Here is a 17478-nt window from a genome sequence, read left to right on the forward strand (position 1 = left end):
TGATATCTGCCCAGATGTCATCTTTTTCTTCGGTTTTATTTGACAAAACGAGGGATATCGTTTAAACTTGATAAGGCTATCAAGTGTTTATTATAAATAATAAAGGAGTACCCTATGATTACTGTATCGAATCTATCTTTAGTCTTCCCAGATAAAAAACTGTTTGAAGACGTCAATATCAAATTTACTGCAGGCAACTGTTATGGTGTGATCGGCGCGAATGGCGCTGGTAAATCCACCTTTTTAAAAATCTTATCCGGTGAAAAAGAGTCAACCAAAGGCGATGTCATCATCGAAAAAAACAAACGTCTCGCCACGTTAAAACAAAATCAAAATGCCTATGACCACTTAACGGTTATGGAAACGGTCATCATGGGTCATAAAGAACTCTATGACATCATGAAACAAAAAGAAGTCTTGTATGCGAAAGTCGATTTCACTGAAGCGGAAGGGTTTTTACTCGCCGACTTAGAAGTGAGATTCGCTGAACTCGATGGTTGGAACGCCGAAGTCGAAGTTGAAAAGCTTTTAAATGGGTTAAATGTCCCACAAGAAGACTTTTATAAACCCATGGCTGATGTTTTGCCAAAGCACAAGGTGAAGGTCTTGTTGGCTCAAGCCCTCTTTGGTAACCCAGACATCTTATTGTTAGATGAGCCAACCAACCACCTAGACTTCGAAGCCATCCACTGGCTTGAAGAATTCTTAATCAATTATGAAAATACCGTCATCACTGTATCCCACGACAGACATTTCTTAAACAATGTGTGTACACATATGGTCGATATCGACTATTATCAAGCGAAACTCTACCCAGGCAACTATGATTTCTGGATGGAATCCTCTCAACTCATTCAACGCTTAATGGCGGATCGTAATAAGAAAAAAGAAGAACGCATGGAAGAACTCAAAGCGTTCATCGCGAGATTTAGTGCGAACTTATCGAAATCTCGCCAAGCGACTTCGCGTAAAAAATCCTTAGAAAAAATTCAACTCGAAGACATTGTTCCGAGCTTAAGAAAATACCCTTTTATTGGGTTTGATATTGAAAAAGCACTGGGTAAAGATGTCATCGAAGTCGATAACATCAGCTATACCCATGATGGTATCACTTTATTTAAGAATGTATCGTTTATGATGACCAGAGGCGATAAAGTTGCGTTATTAGGGGATAATGACCTCGCTAAAACCGCGTTATTGCGTATTCTAGCAGGTGAGCTACAACCAACCACTGGTAACATCAAATGGGGACAAACCGTTCAAAAAGCCTATTTCCCTGCTGATAATGAACCATATTTCCAAAGCAACATGAACTTGATTGAATGGCTTAGACAATACTCTAAAGAACCAGCTGAATCCTATATTCGTGGTTTCTTAGGACGTATGTTATTTACAGGCGACCAACCACTCAAAGAAGTGAAATACTTGAGTGGTGGTGAGAAGATGCGTTGCATGTTCTCCAAACTCATGATGTCGAATGCGAATACCTTACTGATTGACTCACCAACCAACCACTTAGACTTAGAATCAATCGAAGCTGTCAATAATGGATTATCCAATTATCAAGGTGCAATCATTCTATCCTCACATGACCACAGACTCTTAGATACGGTTTGTAATAAGATCGTTGAAGTTGGCGACTTGGGTTCAATCCAATACCAAGGCACATTGGATGAATACATTACAAATGAAAATATCAAACAACGCTTAAAATCCATCTATAACGCTTAAACATAAATGAGACCTTAGGGTCTTTTTTTGTATGGTTATTTATTTTAATCTATGTTAAAATGTTAACAAATCATCGCGTTTCAATGATTGTGGAGGATACTTATGTCCGAATTAAAATCGGTGTTGAAAGGGTTCCTTAAAACCCTCATCTTATTGGTCAAACCGTTTGGTTTGTTAGCGAAATCAATCTATCGAGGGCTCAAAGCGATTTTTAAATCGATTGGTAAAGCCTTTGTCTATCTCATGACACAACTTTGGATTAGCCTGAAATGGCTCTCATCTGCCATATTCATGACCCTCATCAAACCATTATACTCGGTCATAAAAGTAATCGTACAAAGTATCTACATGGGTCTGAAATGGGTCGGAAGACTGATTTATCGATGGGTCATTCATCCATTTTGGGTCCTGTTAAAGAAGATTTATCTGGGTTTTCGTTGGGTATTCATTCGACTATATGAAGGATTCAAATGGGTATTTATCCATGTGTATCATGGTTTAAAGTACATCTTCATTAAACTCTATCAGGGGATTAAATGGGTCTTGATTCAACTATTTACCCCAATTCGATGGGTATTTACCAAACTTTATCAGGGCATACGGTTTATCATAATCCGCGTCTATCGAGGTTTAAACTGGATCATCCGTAGACTCGCTCATGGTATCTGGATTGTCTTATCCACAGTAGCTAAAAAGGTGTGGTGGGTATGTACGACCTTATACCAAGGGGTATCCTATGTGGTTAAAAACATCTATCAGGGTATCCGATGGGTTGTCATTCAATGTTATACAGGGATTCGCTATATCTTAAAGCATCTATGGGAAGCGCTGTGGTTTATCATCAAACACCTATCTACGTTTTTATGGCGTTTTGTCTTAAAACCATTATTGACCGTACTTAAATGGATCATTTTGGGCATTAAACACATCGTTCTTTTCATTTCAAAATATATAGAAAAGATTGCGAAAGGGATTCAATACCTTTTCCATCAGTTGAACAAACTATTTCAGGCCATTGGTCGATGCATAAAACACATCTTCATTTGGTTTTATGAGAGATGGTTGGACGTATTAAAAGGCATTCGATGGGTCTTTATTCAACTTTGGAAAGGCTTCAAATTTGTGGTTAAAACCATCTACCGTTTCATCCATTGGTTGGTTACCGGCATTTTGGATAGTTTGGTTTGGTTCATAACAAAGACCATCGACTTGATTCGCTTTTGTATAGATGGTTTGGTTTACATCTATCGGAATCGACCTGAATGGTTGTATCGAAGTGTTCGGTGGAGTCTTTTACAAGGGTTCTTGTTGTTATATACTCTCCTCATCTGGTTACCAAGCGTCATCCTTTTGGATGGCACTTATCAATTATTTTATTGGACATTTTATGTTATTAAGAAAGTCCTGATCTGGGTGATTACCTGGATTCAAAAAGGATTCATTGTATGTGTCAATGCTTGGGTACAGGTAAAACGCTTTTTATACCCAGTCAAACGCTTGATGATGGATTTGGTATTTGATTTTAAAGATTATTACTATATAGTATTGTTACTCCCCATCTTGTTACCAATATTACTGATATTATTAGCGTTGGTTCTGGTTGAACTGGTATTTGTACATCTATGGATAATCTTAAAGGTATTGTTCCATCTACAATCGGGCATCCTTACCGTCGGATACATCCCCTCATGGAATGTGTTTACCTTTAGCAAACGTTTCATGAGAAATCAGAGGTTGTCTATAGGTTATCAAAAGAAGTGGCGTCATTTACACACTTTGATGGTTTTATTTGCGTGGCCACTCATGTTTCCGATTCTATGGGCTATCGCGATATTACTATTACCTTGGTCTCTTGTGGCGGGCTTATTTTATGGCCTTCAATACATCCGTTACCACGATCAAATCGAATTTATTGTCGATGATTTTATCCGAATACCCAATCAAGTCGAGGGCGTTATCGATGGACATACTGTGAGACGTTATGGTCATAACTTGACGTTAGACATCCCGGCTGGTATATATGACAAATCGCTTGAACGTTGGGTCATTGACCCTCACATCGACACCTTTAAAATCGATGTTTTGATCGATGGTTTGCTCTATCAATCGTATACAATTAAAAATAAGTCCACGTTAAAAACGACGTTATTATATCAGATGAATCAAATTCAAAAAGAATTGGGGCAGTATACATCCTATCGTATCCCTTTACCACAAGTTGAAGGCATCGATGTGGTTTATGAGCTCACCCATCGGGGGGATGAACTGTATCAAGGCGATTTAATGATTCGTCCGTTTTCGAATCATACAGACCTCATGGTTAAAATCGACAAAGATGGGTTATCGTATGAACGTGAACTGGATGTCCATTGTATCCATACCACCGAGCTCAACCGTATCCTTTTACAATCCGTATTTTATGGGTACGAAGGCTTATCTATTTTAAGATACTTAGACCCAAAACTCGATTATGATCTCTTACCTAATCCCCATTTAAAAGGCACCAAGATTCATACCCAAGCGTCCCTATTTGACGTACCTTTCAAAGTCGTAGGATTGGATGAAGTCTATCAAATACGTATACAGGTGTTACCATTCATGTTATCCGCGTTGACACTGGGTCATGTGGTATTTAAACCTGAATTGGATGTGAAAAATCATGGGTATCCGATCCCTGAATCCGTATTTTTCTTTGGAAAAACACAAGCCATTGAATGGACTGTCGATGGCATGCCTGCAGAGACCTTTGTTTCACTAGATACCTTACCAATTCAAAAGAAACACGTCTTTTACGTTAGAACCAAAGAATATCATTCGATCCATGAGAAGACCTATCAAGTCATTGACCCAAGGTATAGAACCGATTGGTGGATACCTGAATTTGAGGCGATTAAAGAAACCCGTCTAAACGATACCATCGCAAAAAAACACATCCATTTACCAATTTTTGGATTAAAGAAAATCAAATGTCTATATTGGGTGTCTAAAAACCCACAACAAATGAAATCCACAGGGTTGGTCAAACAACCCGGGGTTACGACATTTAAAGTGGTTCTTTATAAACATCTATTCTTAAAAAAAGTCATATTTTTGGATATGAAACATTAAAAAAACGAACCTGCGGGTTCGTTATTTGAGCTTTACACGGTGAATCGGGGTGTAGGTGAGCTCGCCATCGACTTGATGACTTAAAAATAGGGTGATGGTGTCTACATCGATGTTTTCTTCGGTTTTTGGTAATGGGAGTGCGTGGACTGGAAAAGCCTTACCTTGACGAATCAACGTGATGTGCGGACTGAATTTGCCATGGAGTGAGATGTTGAGAGGTGCGATAAAATCGAGTACCTTTTGATATAATGACTTTAAGGATGGGTTCGATTGAATCCCCATATAATAAATGAATCGTTCCCCTTTTTGAAAGTAGTCGATATCCGATAGCTGCATTTGAAATGACTTAAAATCGACAGTATTCATCCAACCTTTGAGTTGTTCTGTTTGAATATCATCGAGTTCGCCTAAAAAAGCCAGGGTTAGATGGTAATTGGGTTCTCTTGTGATATGGCCTCTGGTATGGGGTTCGATGGTTTTGGATACATTGAATAAATAAGATTTCATCGACTGTGATAAGTCGATGCCAATAAATAGTCTCATAGAATCACCATCTCTATTATATAACAGTCTGTCATAGACACCAAGGAGGCATTATGAAACGCATACAAGCAGTGGATTTTTTAAGGGGATTGGGTGTGTTTTTTGTCATCATCTTACACACCGCTTTTTACTATTTTGACGGGATTTATGATGTCGACATGGATAACCCAAGTTTAATCATCACATTGATTGGTTTCTTGTTGATGTTTGCGGGATTATTCGCGATGGTATCTGGGTTATCGTATACCCTTCAATTTTTAAATACGAAAGACCCAAAAGCACGTATCAAATATATGGGTTATGCAGGTTTGTTGATGATGTTTATCGCGTCTCTCTATTTCTTGTTTACCGGTCCTGGCATCATCCACTTTGATAGTAGAAGTATGGATGAATCTTTATTGGTGTCTTTTATTCGTGATGGGTCTTTTCAGCCATGGACGTTAGAACGCATTTTCTATGTGGATAGTTTGGTGATGATCAGCTTCAACATTTGGCTATTGGCTTTACTATTCTTAGCGATAAAAAAATACATCCATCATCCAAAAGCAGCGGTATATATCCTCATTTTAGCTACCGTATTTATGGCTTTATCATATGTGCGAATTCCTTTATACAATGTGTATTTGGAGGCGAGAGATAACAATCAATACATTTTAGTCATCTTACTCAATTGGTTGGTTGCGAAAAACAACCCAATTTTACCATTCTATGCTTTTGCATTATTTGGGGTTTGGGTCGCGTTACTGCTAAAACATAACCAGTTTAAAGTCTTGAAACGCTGGATGTTACCCGTCGGTTTGGCGTATATGATTATCGGTATTGCCGGGTACATTTTAACCCCAGAAACGATGTTAGAACGTGCCATTGACCCGACATGGTATTTCATCATGGTCACTCAAATTGGGTTATTCTTGTTAATGATTTTAGGTGCGCTTTATGTCTTTGATTTCAAGCAAGTGAAACTGAATCCCGTCACGCGTTTCATTAAACGGTTTGGGATTTCAGGTTTAACCCCATTTTTCTTTGAACAAATCACCAGTGCAGTGATTTTCTTAGTCATCAACCAATTCATCACACTCAAACTCGACATCCCTGGCGCGTTGATCTATGGGTTTATTCATGTATTGATGTGGGGATTCATTTTAATGGCTTGGGAGAAAAAACACTACAAATATACGATTGAGTGGGCTTATACCTCCCTTTTAAGAAAGGTTTCACCTTCGAGTAAACATCAAGCCTTAGAGGACGCTTATGCAAGCCGTTAAGGATTATCACTATTTAACGAAAAATAGAAAAAAATTAAGCCGAGCTCAAATCGAAGCGTTACAACTCAAATCGCTTCAACATATCGTTGAATATGCGAAAGCACACAGCCCGTTTTATCAAGATTTGTATGGTAATCAAACCATCCAATCGTTTGAAGACTTTTATCAACTACCGACCATCAACAAACAAATCATGATGGACCACTTTTCAACCCTCAATACCTGTGGTTTAATCAAGGAAAATGTCATGGCGTACGCAGTCGAAAAGGAACTCAATAAGGATTTCTTGGGGTATTATCAAGACGAATACGTCGTTGGATTATCGTCAGGTACATCGGGTAATAAAGGGTTATACATCACACCTAAATCGATGACCAAACGCTTACCAGGGGTGTTTCTATCCAGAGGTGGGATATCGCTCTCCGATTTACCACTACGCATCCTCTTTTGTTTGAGGGTATTCTCACAAGGTTTTGATGACATCAACGCACCTTTTTTAAAACTAAAATATATTTCAACCATGACAGATATGGATGATGTCATCAAGCAAATCAATCAGGGTAAAATCAACTTGTTGATGGCGCCACCTTCATTCATCAGACAATTGTTGCCGAGACACGAAGAAATTCAGGTTAAATTAAAGAAAATCATTACCTACGCAGAAGTATTGAGCAAATCTGATCAAGTCGTTTTTGAAGAAGCTTTTAAAACAAAGGTCATTGAGATTTATCAAGCTTCCGAAGGTCAAATTGCCTCGGCTTGTAAAGCAGGACATTTACACATCAATGAGGATTTGGTATTCATCGAACTATATGATGAAGCGGGTCACTTGATTCAAACACCCCATCAGGTTGGCCATAAGATGGTATTAACCAACCTCATCAACTTTGCCCAACCATTGATTCGTTACGAAATGAACGACATGATTGCCTTAGATGAACCCTGTCCATGTGGTTCACAGTTTAGACGCATCGAAAAGGTTTTAGGTAGAAGCGATGATAATATCTATTTTTATGATGAACATTTAAAACCTAAAATCGTTTATTCCGATTTATTCTCTCGATGGATCATCACCACATCCGATCTGATCCGTGAATTTCAAGTGGTTCAAGACGACATATCGCATTTAGAGATTACCTTAGACTTGTTGGGCGATTTTGATGTGAATACATTGAAAATCCGTTTAGATGACGAATTGGCTGCGCTTGGACTCAAAGGGACATACACCTTTTTAATTCAAACACTTGAACTGCCAAAGCACGCCAATAAATTCAAGCGATTCATCAGTCGCTTGAAAAAAGAATGAAAGTGATTTTGACAGATTATTTTAAGCGTACCTCATGATATAATCGATACGAGGGAAGTGTCTTATGATTGTATTGGTTGGCGCGAGTGCCAGTGGAAAAACCGAACTAGCCAAAATTTTATATCGTACCTATGGGTATAAGAAATGTGTCACCACCACCACAAGGCCTGAAAGAACTGGCGAACAAGATGGGGTGGATTATCATTTTCTAACAGAGGATGTATTTAAGTCTTTGATGGCAAAGAATGCATTCTACGAAGTCACCGAATATTCGAATCGATATTACGGCATTCAAAAGAAAGACGTGGTTGAAAACGGCGTCGTGATTGTTGACCCCAATGGCGCGAATGCCTTGGTTGATCAAGCCGATGATGTCTATGTGGTCTTCGTGGAAGCGAGTGAAGAACTCAGAACCAGAAGGATGCAATCACGTGGTGATTTAACGGAACAAATCGAAAAACGTATTTTAGGTGATAGAAACGTCTTTCAACTCAAAAACTTTCATAGAATCGACTTGCACATTTACAATGAACAAGTGGATTTGAACGAACTGGCCCTTTGGGTTCATGAACATTATCAAAAAAGACATAGAAAATAAGAACGGGTAACCATGATGGCTACCCGTTTTGATTTTAGTAATTCCCGCTTTTTACTTTGATTTTATTCAAATACATGAATTCATCGGCTTTCTTGATGTCTTCATATATTTCTTCATCGATGGATTCTTTAACTATGAATCCAAAGGCTGTCGATGGTTGGAAATCTTTGATTTTCATCTTTTTTAGCTGATCATAAACCGTATTTCGAATTTCCAACGCTGTCGTCTGATCGGTGTTGGGTACGAATACCAAGAATTCATCCCCACCAACCCTAAATTGGTATGGCGTAGGTATGAGTTCTTTGATGATGGTCGCGACCTGTTTGATATAATAATCACCCATATGGTGTCCATAGGTGTCATTGACACGTTTTAAGTCATTTAAGTCCATGGATATGATGCATAATGGTAAGCGTTCAGGTTTGATGATTTCACCAATGATATGGTCTAAATAATGGCGATTGTATAATCCCGTTAAGAAATCATGGTAGGATAAGTATTCGATTTCTCGTTGCTTTTCAATCAATAAAGTAATGTCTCGCGCAATCCCACCAACCCCAGCGATGGCACCATCTTCAAGTATGATAGAAGCATTGCTTTCATAATATCGCCAAGACCCATTCGCATGTCTTAAGCGATAACCACTGATGGTTTGAGCGTCTTCAGATTGTTTTAATGTTTCAGCAAACGCATCGAGACGTTTTACATCATCAGGATGGACAAATGATTTATAGGGTTGTCCAATCGAATTGGCACGTGCATAACCCAACCGTTTTGACCATGCATTAGATACATAGGAAAGATTGCCTTTATTGTCGATACGGTAAATGATATCAAAAGCATGTTCAACGATTTGTCTTAAATTACGTTCACTCTTTTCAAGCTCAAGTTGGGCGTTTTTGGAATCGGTAATATCGATGTGTGTACCAATCGCGATCAGAGGCTCACAAGTTTCGGACCACTCGATGATTTGACCACTATCGAGTACCCAAATCCAATAGCCCAATTTGTGTTTCATTCGGACCTCGACTGAATAAAACTCAGTTTTTTTATCGAAAAGTTGTTTGAAAGCTTCGTCCGATTTGTGGAGATCATCTGGATGAACGAATTTACACCACGTATCTAAACTGACGGGTTCTAGTTCAGCCAAAGAATAGCCGATCATTTCTGCCCAGCGTTCGTTATAAATGGTTTCATTGGTTTGAATGTTCCAAATCCAAGTTCCTGCATTCATCGCTTTGACAATCATGCTGCCAAAAGGATCAAAGTCGAGGTATTTTTTATGCATCGCTATCGTCCCCCCAATCTATGGATAAACTATAATCGGTATTATTATAATTAATTATATCATGATGTCTTTGCATAAACCACTTCATTTTGTTGTCAAAATCGTTTCAAATAAGTAAAAATCAATGAAATAAAGCCTCTCAATGTAGAAAATTATGAGCTAATGAAGTAAAATAGCGGTAAGAGGTGATACTATGCAATACAAAATTGAAGGTGGACAACTGCCGGTTGTCATTGTAGAATTGGATGAAAATGAACAAATCATCACTGAAGGTGGTGGGATGTCTTGGATGACTGAAAACATGTCGATGGAAACCAAAGGTGGCGGTTTAGGCAAAGTATTTGGCAGAATGCTTTCAGGTGAAGCGTTATTTCAAAACATTTATACCGCTAAAAATGGGCCAGGGATGATTGCTTTAGCATCCTCATTGCCAGGCACCATCATGGCGGTTCAAATTCAAAAAGACAAACCATTCATCGTTCAAAAAAGAGCATTTTTAGGTTGTGAATCTTCTGTAGAATTATCGATTTTCTTCCAACGCAAATTAGGGGCAGGTTTCTTTGGTGGTGAAGGTTTCATCATGCAAAAACTCACCGGTGAAGGGATTGCGTTTGTTGAACTTGATGGCTATGTCAAAGTATACGAATTAGAAGCAGGCGAAAAAATGATTGTCGATACGGGTTATTTAGCAGCGATGGATTCGACAGTATCGATGGATATCAAGACCGTTGGTAATATTAAAGACATGGTATTTGGTGGCGAAGGTTTATTCCATACCGTCGTGACCGGACCAGGTAAAGTGTACTTACAATCGATGCCAGCGTCTAAATTCATGTCGCCGGTTCAACACAAATAATGCGTAAGGTTATTTTATACATCGCTTGCTCACTCGATGGTTTCATTTCAAGAGACAACGATTCGATTGATTTTTTAGCTGGTCAAACGAATGAAGTCGTGGACTTTGGGTATGATCAATTTTTAGCCAGTGTTGATACCCTCATTTTAGGCAGTAAAACCTATTCAGAACTCATCAACCACATCTCTGTGGGTGTTTGGCCTTATGTCGGCAAAAAGGTATATGTTTTTTCCAATCGTTTAAAAGGGTCCAACGAAGAAGTGACTTTTGTAGATGGGGATGTGGTTCAGTTCGTGGAATCCCTCAAACAAACCGAGGGGTCTGATATTTGGGTCGTCGGTGGTAGAGGGGTCATCGACCCACTCTTAAAAGCGAAGGCTATAGACCGTTATATCATCACACTGATGCCCAACATCATCGGTTCAGGTAAACGTTTATTTCCTCAATTAGACAGCGATACACTGTTAAAATTGGTATCTGCAGAAACATTCAATGGGATGGTTATGTTGACTTACGAAAAGCGCTGAGTTTCCAGTATTGATACCGATTTAGAGGTAAATACCATCCAACCAAATATAAAGATTACCAAAACGTCACTTCTAAATCCAAAAGTGACTGAATCACACATTAGCATTCATGGATAAAGGCGATAATGTCGCCTTTTTTTTCTTTTTAAGCGGGATTGCGCTATAATGAAAGTAGAAAAGTGGTGATCTCATGGAACAAATCGTCTTAAAGGATGTCAAAAAGACTTATTATCCAGATGTCCTCAATCGCCCTGTATTGAATCATCTATCTTTATCCATACATGCAGGTGAGTTCGTTGGCATCATTGGACCAAGTGGGTCTGGGAAAACTACGCTTTTATATGTCATGTCCGGGCTCGAACCAGCCGATAGTGGCGAGGTCACTTTATTTCAAAAACCACTCGCACACTACCTTGAAAGCGATCGTGCCATGTTGCGTCGTGACTTGATTGGATTTGTCTTTCAATTTTTTAACTTGATACCCAATTTAACCATTTATGATAACATGAAACTCGCCAACGTGATCATCAAACACAAAGGTTTAACGATTGAAGAAGCGTTGGATTTGGTGGGGTTAAAAGATGTCATGCACCAATACCCATCCCAACTTTCTGGTGGGATGCAACAACGTGCATCGATTGCCAGAGCGATTCTTGGCGAAAAGAAAATCATTTTCGCCGATGAACCTACGGGCAACCTCGATCACCATACGAGCTTAGAAATCATGGAACTCTTTAGAAAATTAAATCAGACCTTGGGCATCACCATTGTCATGGTTACGCACAATGAGTCGCTATTGTCATATACCAATCGTGTCATTCGATTATTAGATGGGAATATCATCAACGATGAACAGATCTAAAGTTGTATTCATTTTAAAATTTGCCAAACAAAACCTCGTGAAGTCCCCTTTGCGAAGTTTTTTAATGTTATTGAGTTTCACCTTTTTGATGGTCGTATTGACTTTAGCATTCACGATGAACGATGTCTTAACAGATTACTATATTTACCGTTATGAGCGTCAAAGTGAGCACATCGATTTAGAAATGACCATTGGTTCAAACGCATCTGCTCGGTATTTTTCAACCCGTACTTTAGATGACAATTATTCAGGTGATTATGCCAAAGTGTTCAAAGTAGATGTGTTGGCAGAAGATGCGAGCTACATCACTGTTTTCGCCACTTCTGAAGTCGATTTTGGATTATTATACGGCACCAATTATACGTTAAATGACCATGAAATCATCTTGACTGAAACGAGTGCGAAAACGCATCACGTGGGGGTTTCAGAGTCTTTGACTCTATCCTTAGGCACGACACAAAAAACCTTCATAGTCAAAGCCATCGTACCCGATTATGGGGTATTTCAAGGGGACAAAGGGTTTATTTTACACGACCCTCATGTCGCTTTATTCATTCAAGCGATGTTTCCGAGCTTAGCGAATCTGCCTACGAGCTTTTTTATACATTTAAACAATACAGTCTATTTTGATACCGATGATGTATCACAAACCATCGATACGGTTTCAACCATCGATGCTTATCAAACCTTAGACTATAAAGTCAGTATACCGATACCCTATATCAAACAATTGATCAACCGTGCGGTTGCACTATTTCAAATGATGTTGTTATTCATTGGGATTACCGTTGTTTTATTGATTCAAACCACGTATGCATTGGTCTTTAGAGAAAAAGAACAGATGTTATCCATCATCAAATTGTTGGGTGGGTCATTGTGGTTTGGGAGCTTCATCTGGTTGGTTGAATTGTTGATTTTATATTTACCAGCCGCGTTATTGAGCTACGGTCTTGCTTATGGTATTATCCAAGTGGGTATGCAGTTATTGATGCCGGGTCTAGCATACCATTTATCGATTTTACCCATCCTCTATAGTTTGGGTATCTTAACCATCATCTTCATGGTTACGGTACTGTATCATGTGATGCTTTGGCAATCCAAAACAGAAGTATCACGTTTGAAAGTGATGCCGGACCGAAAAGTCAGCACCTGGATTCATCTGTCTTTGGTGGGTCTCTCATTGCTAACCTATGCATTATTATACGAGACCTTATGGATGACGATTGTAAAACTGTTTTTGGTAATTTCAATGACTTACTCGCTAGTGATTCTTATGCATCGGGGTTGGTTGTTTTGTACCAAATACCTCAAAGAAACACCTTATCCATACCTACTCAAAATCAGTTATCATAAAAGGACTTTGTATCGATTCTTATGGCTATCACTCGCGACACTGGTTACGGTCATGTTGTTGTTTGAAACAACCGGCTATATCAAACATAAAGCAACTGTCATCCGAAACGAATATCAAGCCGATTTGGTGATGTCTAATGTGCTCACCAGTACCCAACAAATTCAACTTGAAGTTTTGGCACATGACGCAGTCACATCCGCCATCCCTATCGGTATTTATCGCAATGTCAATATCGATGCGGGTAATCAAGTGTTTCAAGCGGTGTATATGTTAGACCCTTTAGAAATACCCAATTACTTTGGGATGACACACAATCAGGACTTACAAACCTTCCAAGATGCCACAGAACCAGCCATCTGGCTACCGATGCGTTATCACGCGGTTTATGGGGTTGAGATTCATGATCAAGTCACATTAAATTTAAATGCGGCTCATCCAAATTTAAACTTTAAAGTCTTGGGTTTTTTTGATGAAGCCGTTGGTAATACCGCCTTCATCAATTTACACCGTGTATCTGGGTATGAAGATATCAAACAAACCCATATTTTAATCAATACGGATGACCCTACCACAGTTAAGGCTGATTTGATTGATCAATACAGTGCGAAACTCTATTACGTCAATGATTTCCAACAAAGCGCGATTGCATTGTCAAAAGAAGTGATTTTATCGATGAACTACGCCACTTATGTCACCTTCATCATCTTGGCAGGTTTATTGGTATCGATGATGAATCAAGGGTTGATTTTGTTTGGGGAGTTAAAACCCAGTTATGTCCGTGCTTCTGTACTCGGTTTATCTGAATCTATGTTGAAAAAACACTTATGGTTTGAAGGAGTCATCCAAATCTTAACGCTATCACTATCTACAATAGGTACCGTTTTATTATTGAATCCATTGATTAAACCATTATTGATGTTGTTCGATGAATATGAAAACATCGTCTTTAATCCAGTAGATATTTTTATTGGATGGCTAATGGGTATTTTGATGTTGTTGATAACTAGACTGGCTTATATTCGTGGTATACGTCATTTGAAGCCTTCAGATGTCTTAAAAATGCATCAAATTGATTAAAATAATCATCAAAATCGACATTTTTGTAATATTTTTGAAAGAATTGCGACAAATGATTGGTCATATTTTATATGATTGAGTATAATGAAAGTGAAATTCAAGGAAAGGACTTGATGTAATGAAACGTATTTTTGTCTTATTTTTGATTTTAATTGGCGCTGTAGCGCTCTATGGGTGTGAACAGAGTTCCACGCTAGAAAAACCTACCAATGTAACCCTATCCGGTGACACTGTATCCTGGGACGCGGTTACTGGCGCAGAATCTTATATCGTTGTTGTGAATAGTACCGAACACGTTGTGACCACAACCAGTTTCAATCTATCCACATTAAATTTAACGGAAGGTACTTACACCATCACGGTCATTGCGAGAAAAGGCACAACCCTTTCCTCACCATCGGCGAGTGTAAGCTACGTGGTTGAAGGTGGCGGCTTGACATTGAATGCCCCAGTGGTCAATATGACTGGGAACATCTTGTCATGGACTGCTGTACCAAACGCGACTGGCTATCAAGTCATCGTCAATACAACCATCCATAACACCACTTTAACCACATTTGATTTATCCACATTGGAATTAGCCCCTGGCGTATATGCCATCACCGTAAAAGCTACCGCAGGTACTGTGCTATCTCAAGCATCCGCACCAAAGAGCTATACCGTGATTAGTGTAGAAAACAGAGAAGTGATTTACGCCAGTCTATTGAGCGCAATCAATCCTGAATATACACCTAATATGTCAGAAGATGATTTTGAAAACGAATTTGAATACGAAGCGTATGTTCGTATGGAAACCATGACCAATCTATACTTAGATGTCGCATTGAGCGAAGGCATGGACCCAGTTGAAATGGTTCAAATGATGGCTTTCATGGTTGAGCTACCAGTGGTATTTGAAAACCCACAACCAAGTTTATTAAAAGAAGAATTCGATAAACTTGGTGATTATGGTATGTCACCTGAAATTTTCGCCAGCTTCGTATTGTCTTTAGGTCATGAAGCTTTAGGCATCGCGTTAGACGGTATGAATAGCAATATCGATATGTATGAAGCCGATATCATTGCTAAACAAGCGGAAATCACTGCTTGGTTGGGTGGTACAGAATTCACCACCATGCGCAATGCTTTAATTGTTCATGTGGCTTTAGAAGACCAAGCATTGTTTGGACAATTCTTGATGAACCTTGGTTCAGTCGATGTAGAGCGTGTCATTAGCGCAAGCAAAGAATACGCGAGTGCGTTGTATTATGAATACACACCATACATCGAATATTACTATTATGGTGATGAAACTGACCAATACATCGATTTATTCATCCGTATTCTCAATCATGCCGATCAAATGAACGACACAACGTTCTTGTCATCGATCATGAGTTACTATCCAAATTTACTTGACCCACTTTACGATGTGTATTATAAAGCTTCCGATTTAGCTTTCTATCAAGAACAAATCGACCAATTGTATCAAGAAATTGAAATGGTCACGATGATCATCGATATGCTTGAAAATGAACCTGAATATGTGAGAACCATCATTGAAGAAGTAGGCACTTACATTCAAACGGTTTATCAAGCCATTCCAGCCACTCTAGTCGAAGATATTGAAGACTTGCTAGCATCTGGTGAATTATCGATGTCTGAAGTCTTGATTCTTAAGGATGAAGTCGTTCAAATCTTGATCGATACCATCCCTGAAGAAACCAGTTTCGAAATCTTCTATGAAACTTTGATTACCATGGCAGGTAGCATGTTTGGCTACAACGTGACCACGTTGGCTGCACACGCTGACACCATGGCTCAAATCCAACGCAATTCAACTTTACTTGGACTTGAATTCTTGTTATCAGTCGATGAAACAACCATCAATGAAGTCCAAGCAATCGTCACAGATATGGTAACCCCTGGTTATTACGACGAAATTGAAGAATACTACTATGAAGGTGAAACAGACCCATCTAAAGTAGCTGAATTGATTGTGTACGTGTTAACCTATTTAGACAACTTCTTAGCTGAACAAGCAACCTTAGTTTCACAAATCGAAGCGATCGATGTCACCCCAATGGTGGTGGATTTTGCCGGATTCGCGGTTGCGATTGCGAAAGCACAATTAGAAGATGAATTAGACCCTGCAATGTTTACCAAAGTATCCGGTTTACTCGATGAAGTCGTGCTTCAAATCCCTGCTTATATCGATTTCTATGAAATGGTTTATGACATGGATAAAGCGTTAATTCAACACTTAATCGAAACCGAAGGTGCGATTTTATTCGAAATCACAACCTTCGTTGAAGACGAAGAAAAGACCCCAGAAACCGTTCTTAACTTTGTTGAAATGATGATTGACCATGTGATGGATTATCGTGGTTTAATCCGTAGCGACATTGACTTAGCATTTGTGACTGCTTGGGTCGATCTATTGAAGTTACCAGTTCAAGTCGCATGTATCCAAGGCGGCATTGATGATGACTGTGATGGTATCTTTGAAGCCGTTAAACCAGACGTCATTCAAGTCTTGATGAATGTCTTAGAACTTGAAGAAGCGGTCACTGCTGAACTAGATGGTGTTGCTGATATCTATACTCAAATCAATACATGGGGTGTGGACTTAGATACTGGATTGATGATTCATGTCATCATTTCATTAGACAACGTCTTAGACCAAAAACGTACCTTGATTGATAATACCATCGCAATTGTCATCGATGATATTTTAGGCAATGAAGACCTTCAAGCTTTATTACAAATCAACCCTCAAATGATACTTGAGATTGAAACCAACCTTACCGATGGTATCGCTCATATCGATGCAGAAGCAGACCGTATTGCGGGATTCGCGTTCAATAACTTAACCCCTGAACAACTCGATGATATTCACTATTTCTTCGATATGTTCTCTGGTAGTGAAGAACCCCCAATGATGAATTAATTGAATTTTGAGAATAAGCACCCGAAACGGTGCT

Annotated in this window: 12 protein-coding genes; 10 read left to right on the forward strand and 2 right to left on the reverse strand. The window is 39.0% G+C overall.

Annotated elements, in window-relative coordinates; genetic code table 11:
* Positions 1–114: 114 nt before the first annotated feature.
* Entirely contained in the window at positions 115–1731 is a 1617-nt protein-coding gene (locus N7548_RS04385; RefSeq protein WP_263608227.1) for an ABC-F family ATP-binding cassette domain-containing protein, read from the forward strand.
* Between the two features lie 102 nt (positions 1732–1833).
* Positions 1834–4839, forward strand: a complete 3006-nt coding sequence (locus tag N7548_RS04390; protein ID WP_263608228.1) for a phage tail protein — start codon at positions 1834–1836, stop codon at positions 4837–4839.
* 21 nt (positions 4840–4860) lie between these two features.
* On the opposite strand, the gene thpR is transcribed toward N7548_RS04390, so the two are convergent.
* Positions 4861–5382 carry an RNA 2',3'-cyclic phosphodiesterase gene (gene thpR / locus N7548_RS04395; RefSeq protein WP_263608230.1) on the reverse strand — a complete coding sequence of 174 codons (522 nt, stop codon included), beginning with the start codon at positions 5380–5382 and terminating at the stop codon, positions 4861–4863.
* A 53-nt stretch (positions 5383–5435) separates the two neighbouring features.
* Between thpR and N7548_RS04400 the strand changes: the two genes are divergently transcribed.
* The 3 genes from N7548_RS04400 (at position 5436) to N7548_RS04410 (ending at position 8551) form a co-directional block, all read left to right on the forward strand.
* Positions 5436–6647: a heparan-alpha-glucosaminide N-acetyltransferase domain-containing protein gene (locus N7548_RS04400; RefSeq protein WP_263608231.1), complete on the forward strand. Its 1212-nt coding sequence runs from the start codon at positions 5436–5438 to the stop codon at positions 6645–6647.
* Positions 6634–7953, forward strand: a complete 1320-nt coding sequence (locus tag N7548_RS04405; RefSeq protein WP_263608232.1) for a F390 synthetase-related protein — start codon at positions 6634–6636, stop codon at positions 7951–7953. Before N7548_RS04400 ends, N7548_RS04405 begins: the two co-directional genes overlap by 14 nt.
* A 64-nt stretch (positions 7954–8017) precedes the next feature.
* Positions 8018–8551 (forward strand): AAA family ATPase, encoded by a 534-nt coding sequence (locus tag N7548_RS04410; RefSeq protein WP_263608233.1) that lies wholly within the window; start codon positions 8018–8020, stop codon positions 8549–8551.
* 34 nt (positions 8552–8585) lie between these two features.
* Here N7548_RS04410 and N7548_RS04415 read toward each other — a convergent pair whose 3' ends face one another.
* Positions 8586–9839, reverse strand: coding sequence for a sensor domain-containing diguanylate cyclase (locus N7548_RS04415; protein WP_263608234.1), 1254 nt, complete (start codon positions 9837–9839; stop codon positions 8586–8588).
* Between the two features lie 193 nt (positions 9840–10032).
* Here N7548_RS04415 and N7548_RS04420 point away from each other — a divergent pair, with 193 nt between their 5' ends.
* The 5 genes from N7548_RS04420 (at position 10033) to N7548_RS04440 (ending at position 17444) form a co-directional block, all read left to right on the forward strand.
* Complete coding sequence (locus N7548_RS04420) at positions 10033–10695, forward strand: TIGR00266 family protein (protein WP_263608235.1); 663 nt, start codon at positions 10033–10035, stop codon at positions 10693–10695.
* Positions 10695–11222, forward strand: a complete 528-nt coding sequence (locus tag N7548_RS04425) for a dihydrofolate reductase family protein (protein WP_263608236.1) — start codon at positions 10695–10697, stop codon at positions 11220–11222. The genes N7548_RS04420 and N7548_RS04425 overlap by 1 nt, the downstream gene beginning before the upstream one ends.
* A gap of 190 nt (positions 11223–11412) precedes the next feature.
* Positions 11413–12084: an ABC transporter ATP-binding protein gene (locus N7548_RS04430; protein WP_263608237.1), complete on the forward strand. Its 672-nt coding sequence runs from the start codon at positions 11413–11415 to the stop codon at positions 12082–12084.
* 64 nt (positions 12085–12148) lie between these two features.
* Positions 12149–14515 carry an FtsX-like permease family protein gene (locus N7548_RS04435; protein ID WP_263608238.1) on the forward strand — a complete coding sequence of 789 codons (2367 nt, stop codon included), beginning with the start codon at positions 12149–12151 and terminating at the stop codon, positions 14513–14515.
* Positions 14516–14633: 118 nt separating this feature from the next.
* Entirely contained in the window at positions 14634–17444 is a 2811-nt protein-coding gene (locus tag N7548_RS04440) for a fibronectin type III domain-containing protein (RefSeq protein WP_263608239.1), read from the forward strand.
* The last annotated feature ends 34 nt before the right edge of the window (positions 17445–17478 follow it).

Source organism: Paracholeplasma manati, assembly GCF_025742995.1.
GTDB classification, from domain to species: domain Bacteria; phylum Bacillota_I; class Bacilli_A; order Acholeplasmatales; family UBA5453; genus Paracholeplasma; species Paracholeplasma manati.